Source organism: Streptomyces sp. NPDC005648 (assembly GCF_040605395.1).
GTDB lineage: Bacteria > Actinomycetota > Actinomycetes > Streptomycetales > Streptomycetaceae > Streptomyces.
The window spans coordinates 1-6344 of record NZ_JBEXCS010000185.1 but is presented as its reverse complement, the minus strand read 5'-3'; the positions used below and the strand labels follow the sequence as shown (position 1 = coordinate 6344).

The 6344-nt window shown below is 69.1% G+C and carries 6 protein-coding genes and 1 pseudogene; 1 reads left to right on the top strand and 6 read right to left on the bottom strand.

Annotation, left to right across the window (positions count from 1 at the left end):
• Window positions 1-112: 112 nt before the first annotated feature.
• Both ABZT17_RS44825 and ABZT17_RS44820 read right to left on the bottom strand, forming a co-directional pair.
• Window positions 113-1159: a cyclase family protein gene (locus ABZT17_RS44825; RefSeq protein ID WP_356357949.1), complete on the bottom strand. Its 1047-nt coding sequence runs from the start codon at window positions 1157-1159 to the stop codon at window positions 113-115.
• A gap of 153 nt (window positions 1160-1312) precedes the next feature.
• Window positions 1313-2974 carry an NAD(P)/FAD-dependent oxidoreductase gene (locus ABZT17_RS44820; protein ID WP_356357948.1) on the bottom strand — a complete coding sequence of 554 codons (1662 nt, stop codon included), beginning with the start codon at window positions 2972-2974 and terminating at the stop codon, window positions 1313-1315.
• A gap of 331 nt (window positions 2975-3305) precedes the next feature.
• Here ABZT17_RS44820 and ABZT17_RS44815 point away from each other — a divergent pair, with 331 nt between their 5' ends.
• Complete coding sequence (locus ABZT17_RS44815) at window positions 3306-4547, top strand: cytochrome P450 (protein WP_356357947.1); 1242 nt, start codon at window positions 3306-3308, stop codon at window positions 4545-4547.
• Window positions 4548-4743: 196 nt separating this feature from the next.
• Here the strand turns inward: ABZT17_RS44815 and ABZT17_RS44810 are convergent, their stop codons facing one another.
• From ABZT17_RS44810 to ABZT17_RS44795, 4 genes and pseudogenes are all read right to left on the bottom strand, one after another.
• Complete coding sequence (locus ABZT17_RS44810; protein WP_356357946.1) at window positions 4744-4965, bottom strand: helix-turn-helix domain-containing protein; 222 nt, start codon at window positions 4963-4965, stop codon at window positions 4744-4746.
• Window positions 4966-4971: 6 nt separating this feature from the next.
• Window positions 4972-5781 (bottom strand): aquaporin, encoded by an 810-nt coding sequence (locus ABZT17_RS44805; RefSeq protein WP_356357945.1) that lies wholly within the window; start codon window positions 5779-5781, stop codon window positions 4972-4974.
• Window positions 5782-5805: 24 nt separating this feature from the next.
• Window positions 5806-6186, bottom strand: a complete 381-nt coding sequence (locus ABZT17_RS44800) for a nuclear transport factor 2 family protein (protein WP_356357944.1) — start codon at window positions 6184-6186, stop codon at window positions 5806-5808.
• Between the two features lie 35 nt (window positions 6187-6221).
• Window positions 6222-6344: pseudogene (locus ABZT17_RS44795) on the bottom strand (DUF4440 domain-containing protein); the annotation flags it as partial.

The window sequence follows — 6344 nt, the reverse complement described above, 5'->3', positions numbered from 1 at the left end:
GGCAAGGTCGGGCTCACGGCGGGCGGCGCCTTGACCCTGGACGTGGTCGGCACCGTCGGCGTCAAGGCGGTCGGACCGGTCTGGCCGGGGGACGGGCCGGGCCGTCGGCCCGTCAGACCGTCGCGACCGGTGTCAGCGGGCTGCCCTGTGTCCCCGGCAGGTTGAGCGGGGGAGCGGTGAGCAGGAAGCGGCTGCGCTCGTGCTCACGCAGCCAGGCGGCGAGATCGTGCAGGTACCACAGCTCGCCGAGGGGGACACCCAGCTTGAACAGGCAGAGGTGGTGGATGGGCAGCAGGGTGTGCGGGCCCTGCGCCTGGGTGACGCCCACGCCCTCGACCGCGTAGTTGTCGGAGATCAGCGCCGAGAGCTGCGAGTCGGTGATCCACTGCAGCAGGTCCGGGTCGTCGGCGTCGAGGTAGGCGGCGGTCTGGTGGATCGCGACCGGGTCGGGGTTCTTCCCCCAGGCGAGGATCTGCGTCGCGAAACCGGTGTGCAGCAGCACCATGTCGCCGGGCTCGACCACGACGTTGTCCGCCGCCATGATCTCCCGGAGCTGCTTGTAGTTGACCGGCTGGTAGCCGGTGCCCAGGTGGTGCGCGATGTCGATCAGGACCCCGCGGCCCTGCACACCGTGCTCCGCCATGTGCTCCAGACCGAGATGGCGGGCGAAGGAGAGGCTGCCGCTGCCGTCGCCCTTGGCGTCCTCCTTGGGGCCGACCAGGTCGCTGCCGGGCCGGTAGCCGTTGTAGTAGACCGGCTCGTCGACGCCGTCGGCGTCGGCGTCGAACACCGCTCCCTGGTGGGCGAGGGCGTCCCACTGGGTGGAGTACTGCAGCCAGAGGGTGACCACGTCGTCGGACCACACGTCGATCAGGTCCGGGCCGAAGTGCTCGCTGGCGACGATGTTGTAGAACACGTCCTGCTGGTGCGCGAGGTCCTCGGTCGGCCGGAGGATCGGCGGGTAGCGCCGCTGGTTCATGGCCGAGCCGCCGGGGTAGTCGAGCGGCAGGCTCAGGCTGAAGGTGACCCCGTGCTCGACCTCGCGGACGCCCTGGAGGACCTTCTCCTGAGTCAGCAGGTTGATGCGGCCCAGTTCGTCGTCGTCGCCCCAGTCGCCCCACGTCGAGCCCGGCGGCCGCTGCTTCCAACGCTTCGTCATGAAAAACGCCTCCTCTGCCGACGTCCCTGTCGACTGTTTCGGTCATGCTATGGAGTGTGTACCGAATGGTCAATTAAATGCTCGGCCAAACCGTGGTGACCTCGGCAACTTTTTCCCGGCTTGAATAGACCAGTAAGTCTAAAATTGGTGGCCTCACGCGTCGGCCGGGACGCCCGCCTTGGAGAGCTCGAAGGTGTCGAAGCCGTTCGCCTCGACCTCCCGGATCAGTTCCTGGAGCTTCCAGCGGCCGGTGGGGTTGAGCAGCTGGCTGACGGCCTTGCCCGGGATGTTGGACCCGTAGAAGTAGCTGGCCTTCTGGAAGATCGACAGGTTGTCGCTGTTGTTCATCAGGTCGGTCCACTCCGCCTCCGCGGAGGCCTTGGCCTCGATCACGTCGAAGCCGTGGTCACGCGCGTACACCAGCGCGTCATGGGTGAGGTCGACCTGGTCGCCGGCGTACCGGGGGTTGTTGCCGAGCGCGCCGTGCGGACCGCCGGGGAAGAAGAAGTTCGGGAACCCGGCGGTGGCGACCCCGAGGTAGGTGCGCGGGCCCTCGGCCCAGTACTCCTCCAGCGCCAGCCCCTTGCGACCCCGTACACCGAGCCGGTTGAGCGCGCCCGTGCCGAAGTCGTAGCCCGTGCCCCAGATGATGATGTCGAACTCGCGCAGGCCCTTGCTCGTCTCGATCCCGGACTCGGTGATACGGACGATGGGCTCCTCGGGCAGCGACACCAGGGAGACGGTGGGCTTGTTGTACGCCTCGTAGTAGCCGGTGCCGAACGGGGGGCGCCGGGCGCCGTAGCCGCCGTCCTTGGGGACCAGCTTCTCCGCCGTCTCGGGGTCCTTGACGATGTCACGGATCTTCCCGGCCATGAACGCGCACCACTCGCCGTTCACCGTCGGGTCGTACGTCATGTCGCGGTAGTGCTCGGTGAGCTTGGTGAAGCCCGGGCTGTTCCACATCTTCTCGTAGAACTCCTGGCGCTCCTCGGGGCTGACCTCGGCGCCGGCCTGCATGTTGATCTCGTGCAGGAAGCCGCTCGGGGAGCTGCTCAGGCTGTCGCGGATCCGCTCGTAGTCCGCCTTGAGGCTCGCCTGCTCCTCGGGGGTGATCGGCCTGTTGTGCAGCGGCGTCACCCAGTCCGCCTTCATCTGGTAGACGGTCAGGTCCGCCACCTCGTCGGCGATGGCGGGCACCACCTGCACCCCGCTGGAGCCGGTGCCGATGAGGGCCACGCGCTTGCCGGTGAAGTCGATGGGCGTCTTGGGCCAGCGGCTGGTGTGGTGCTGGTCGCCCCGGAAGTCCTCGCGGCCGGGGATGTTCGGGATGAACGGCACCGAGAGATTGCCCGTGGTCGCGACGACGAAGCGGGCGCGCACCGTCGTACCGTCCGAGGCCGACACGGTCCAGGTGCCGGAGTCCTCGTCGTACCCGGCCGAGGTGACGCGGGCGCCGAAGACGATGTCGCGGCGCAGGTCGAACCGGTCGACGACGTGGTTGAAGTAGCGCTCGATCTCCGGCTGGCCGGCGTACTGCTCCGACCACTCCCACTCCTCCCACAGCTCCTTGGAGAACAGGTAGCCGTAGGAGTAGCTCTCGGAGTCGAAGCGCGCCTCCGGGTAGCGGTTCCAGTACCACACGCCGCCGACACCGGTGCCGGCCTCCAGCAGTTTCACCGAGAAGCCCGCCTCGCGAGCCCGGTACAGCTGGTAGATGCCGGTGACACCCGCGCCGATGACCACGACGTCCAGCAGTTCGGAGGTGTCGGCCCGGCCTCCGGGTGCCGCGGCCGTCGTCTCAGTCGTCTTGCTCATCTGCCCTCCACGGTGCACAGGGGGCGGCTCCGCCCGCGTGAGCCCGAGTTTGTTAGTTCGACCGATCGATCGAATATTGAGCAGAGCGTAGAGCAGCGTCCTGCCCCGATCAATGCTCGGAGCGATTGATTGTACCGACCGGTCGACGTAAGGTTCCGGATGTACACACCGCAGCGCCGCCGCACGGGACCGCGCCCGGTCTTCCGGCATGGTGCTGCCGCAGCCGTCGTCGGGCGGGGGCAGCGTGGGACGCGGGCGGTCACCGCCGGTGCATGACCGGCGTACCGCTCCTCCCCGTCCGGCGATGAAGCCGAGCAAGAGGAGTGCGGACATGGCCGAGAACCCGACCGGTGCCCATGCGGCGGAGGAGATTCCCCATTACCCGTCGCCCAGGGCGGCGCAGTGCCCCTTCGCGCCGCCGCCCGCGCTGGTCGCGCTGCACGACAGCGGCAAGTCGGTGCGGCGGGTCGAGACCTGGGACGGCACCACGCCGTGGCTGGCCACCTCGCACGCCGCGACCCGCCGGCTGCTGGCCGACCCGCGGCTGAGCGCGAACATCGGCGCGCCAGGCTACCCCCACACGACCGAGGGCATGAAGGCGCACGCCTCCCAGATGCAGCCGTCGATCAACAACACCGACGGCCCCGAGCACCAGCGCTGGCGCCGCATGCTGACCAGTTCCTTCACCCGGCACCGGATGGAGAAGCTGCGCCCGGAGATCCAGCAGATCACCGACGACCTCATCGACAGGATGCTCGCGGGCCCGAACCCGACCGAGCTGAACGAGGCGCTGTCCCTGCCGCTGCCGTCACTGATGATCTGCGCGCTGCTCGGAGTGCCGTACGACGACCACGAGTTCTTCCAGGAGCACGCGGGCGTCACCAACGCGCGGTTCAAGTCACCGGAGGAGGCCGCCGAGACCGCGCGGGTGCTGCGCGCGTACATCTCCGGGCTCATCGAGAAGAAGATGGACGACCCCGGCGAGGACGTCCTCACCGACCTCGCCGAGCGCGTGCGGGCGGGCGACCTCTCCATGGAGGAGGCCGCTCCGCTCGGGCACATCCTCCTGGTCGCCGGCCATGACACCAGCGCCAACATGATCACCCTGGGCACCGCCCTGCTGCTGGAGAATCCCGACCAGCTCGCGGCGCTGCGAGAGCACAGCGGCGACCCGAAGTACGTGGCGAACGCGGTCGAGGAACTGCTGCGCTACCTGACCATCCCGCATCTGCTCGCCCGCCGGGCGGTCGTCGAGGACATCGAGATCGACGGCGAGGTCATCCGCGCGGGCGAGGGCGTCATCGCCTCGCTGCCCGCGGCCAACTGGGACCCGGAGGCGTTCCCCGAGCCGGCGAAGCTCGACCTCGCCCGCAGGGCCGCCCACCACATGGCCTTCAGCTGGGGCCCGCACCAGTGCATCGGCCAGCAGCTGGCCCGCATCGAACTCCACGTCGTCTTCAGCACGTTGTTCCGCCGGATCCCGACCCTGCGCCTCGCGGCCGACCTGTCGGAACTGAAGTTCAAGGAGGACTCCCAGGCCTACGGCATCTACGAGTTGCCCGTCGCCTGGTAGCCCCGCAGTTCTCCGGCCGCCGAGGGGCGATGACCGGAAGGCGGAGCGGACCACGGGCGCACGCGAGGTATCGGTACGAGACCGGAGGCCGCCTCGGCCACGGACCGACGCCGCCCACGCGCGACAGCGATGGGCGGCACGCGTCTCACTCGCCGTGAGCCCGGTGGCGGTGTGGTGGACGCTCACCCGTCGCGGCCTACCCCGCGTACATCAGGTACCCGGCGCCTCGCACCGTGCGGATCAGACAGTGGTCGGCGTCGTCCAGCTTGCGGCGCAGGCTGTAGATATACGTCTCCACCACTCCTGACTCCCCCTGGAAGCCGTAGTTCCACACGGTGTCGAGGATCTTCCCCTTGGAGACCACCTTGCCGTACTGGTGGCTTCCCGGCTCACCGGACGCGCGGATGGTCGGGTACACGGCGATTCACAAGGCCTCGGCCGCCTCCGCGGCCAAGGGACACAGCCGGTAGGTCCGCGGCCGGCGCAGTCGGGTGCGGCGGACCAGCTCGCGGTGGGCCGCCGCGCCGAGGACCGCCCCCACGACCGGTGCCAACAGGTACAAGACCAGGTAGTGGTGGTTGCCCGAGAGCAACGCGGGCCCGAACTGCCGGGCCGGGTTGGTCGAACCCCCGCTGCGCGGGCCGAGGACCGCGACGATCGCGGCGGTCAGCACCGCCAGTACGCCGGGCAGCCAGGCGTTGTACGTCGGATTGGCCAGGAAGAAGCCGATCACAAGGGTGAGCAGGAGCAGACAGCCGACCTCCGTGACGACGACGGACGTCGTGCCCCACCCCGGAGCCGGCTGGATCACGGCGTAATCGGCGGGAGGGTCGCTCGCGGGCGCACCCCACACCAGCGCGGCCAGCCCCGTGCCCGCCAGCGAACCCGCCGCCTGCCCGACGACGTACGGCAGGACGCACCGCCCGGGGAAGGCACCCATCAGCCACAGCCCGACCGAGACGGCCGGGTTCATGTGCGCACCGGAACGCCGCCCCCACGCACTGCGGATGAGCAGGAACGCGAGCACCCCCACCACCGCGCCGACAGCTGCCAGCGCGAGATGGATGCCGCTCACGGCCAGCGCCGAGGAGGGCACGACGAACAACCGGACCGCGCTGACGACGCCGAACAGCAACACCGTCACCAGCGCGAACTCGTACAGCGCGTACCAGCTGCTCGCCTCGGGCGTGGTGTCGGGACCGGTATCGCCGGGGGCGGTTCTCGTGTCGGCCATCGCGTCCTCCTCGGTGGGCGGCTGTCAGAACATGGTGTTGTCGTTGGCGCTCTTCTCGGGGACTTCCTGGATGACGTCCCAGTGCTCGACGATCTTGCCGTCGGCGATCCGCCAGAAGTCGGCGATGGCCATGCCGCGGTCGCCGGGCTTGAGGTGCAGGTTGCTGTGGGTGACGACCAGGTCCCCTTCGGCGACGGCGCGCTTGATGTCCAGGCGGAGGTCGGGGAACTGGCCGTGCAGCCAGTGGACATAGCCGATGAAGGCTTCGGGGCTGTCCTGGGCCTCGGGGTTGTGCTGGGTGTAGGTCTCGCCGAGGTGGGCGGCTGCGGCCTGCTCCGGCTCGTAGGCGTTGAAGGCCTGCTTGTAGAAGGCGATGACGAGCGCCTTGTTGTCGGCAGCGGACACGGGGCTCTCCTGCTCTGTGGGTGGTGGGGCTTGGTCTATGCGGTCATGGCGTCGCGTACGAGCGCGGTGTCGACGAATTGTTCGAAGCGGACGATGAGTCCGCCGCGGACGGTGAAGTGGTGGGCGACGCGGACGTCGATGGGTTTGCCGGTGGCCTT

Bases quoted from the DNA above. Each gene is read 5' to 3' on its own strand.
- ABZT17_RS44815 (WP_356357947.1), top strand. From the start codon at position 3,306: ATGGCCGAGAACCCGACCGGTGCCCATGCGGCGGAGGAGATTCCCCAT.
- ABZT17_RS44820 (WP_356357948.1), bottom strand. From the start codon at position 2,974: ATGAGCAAGACGACTGAGACGACGGCCGCGGCACCCGGAGGCCGGGCC.
- ABZT17_RS44825 (WP_356357949.1), bottom strand. From the start codon at position 1,159: ATGACGAAGCGTTGGAAGCAGCGGCCGCCGGGCTCGACGTGGGGCGAC.
- ABZT17_RS44805 (WP_356357945.1), bottom strand. From the start codon at position 5,781: ATGGCCGACACGAGAACCGCCCCCGGCGATACCGGTCCCGACACCACG.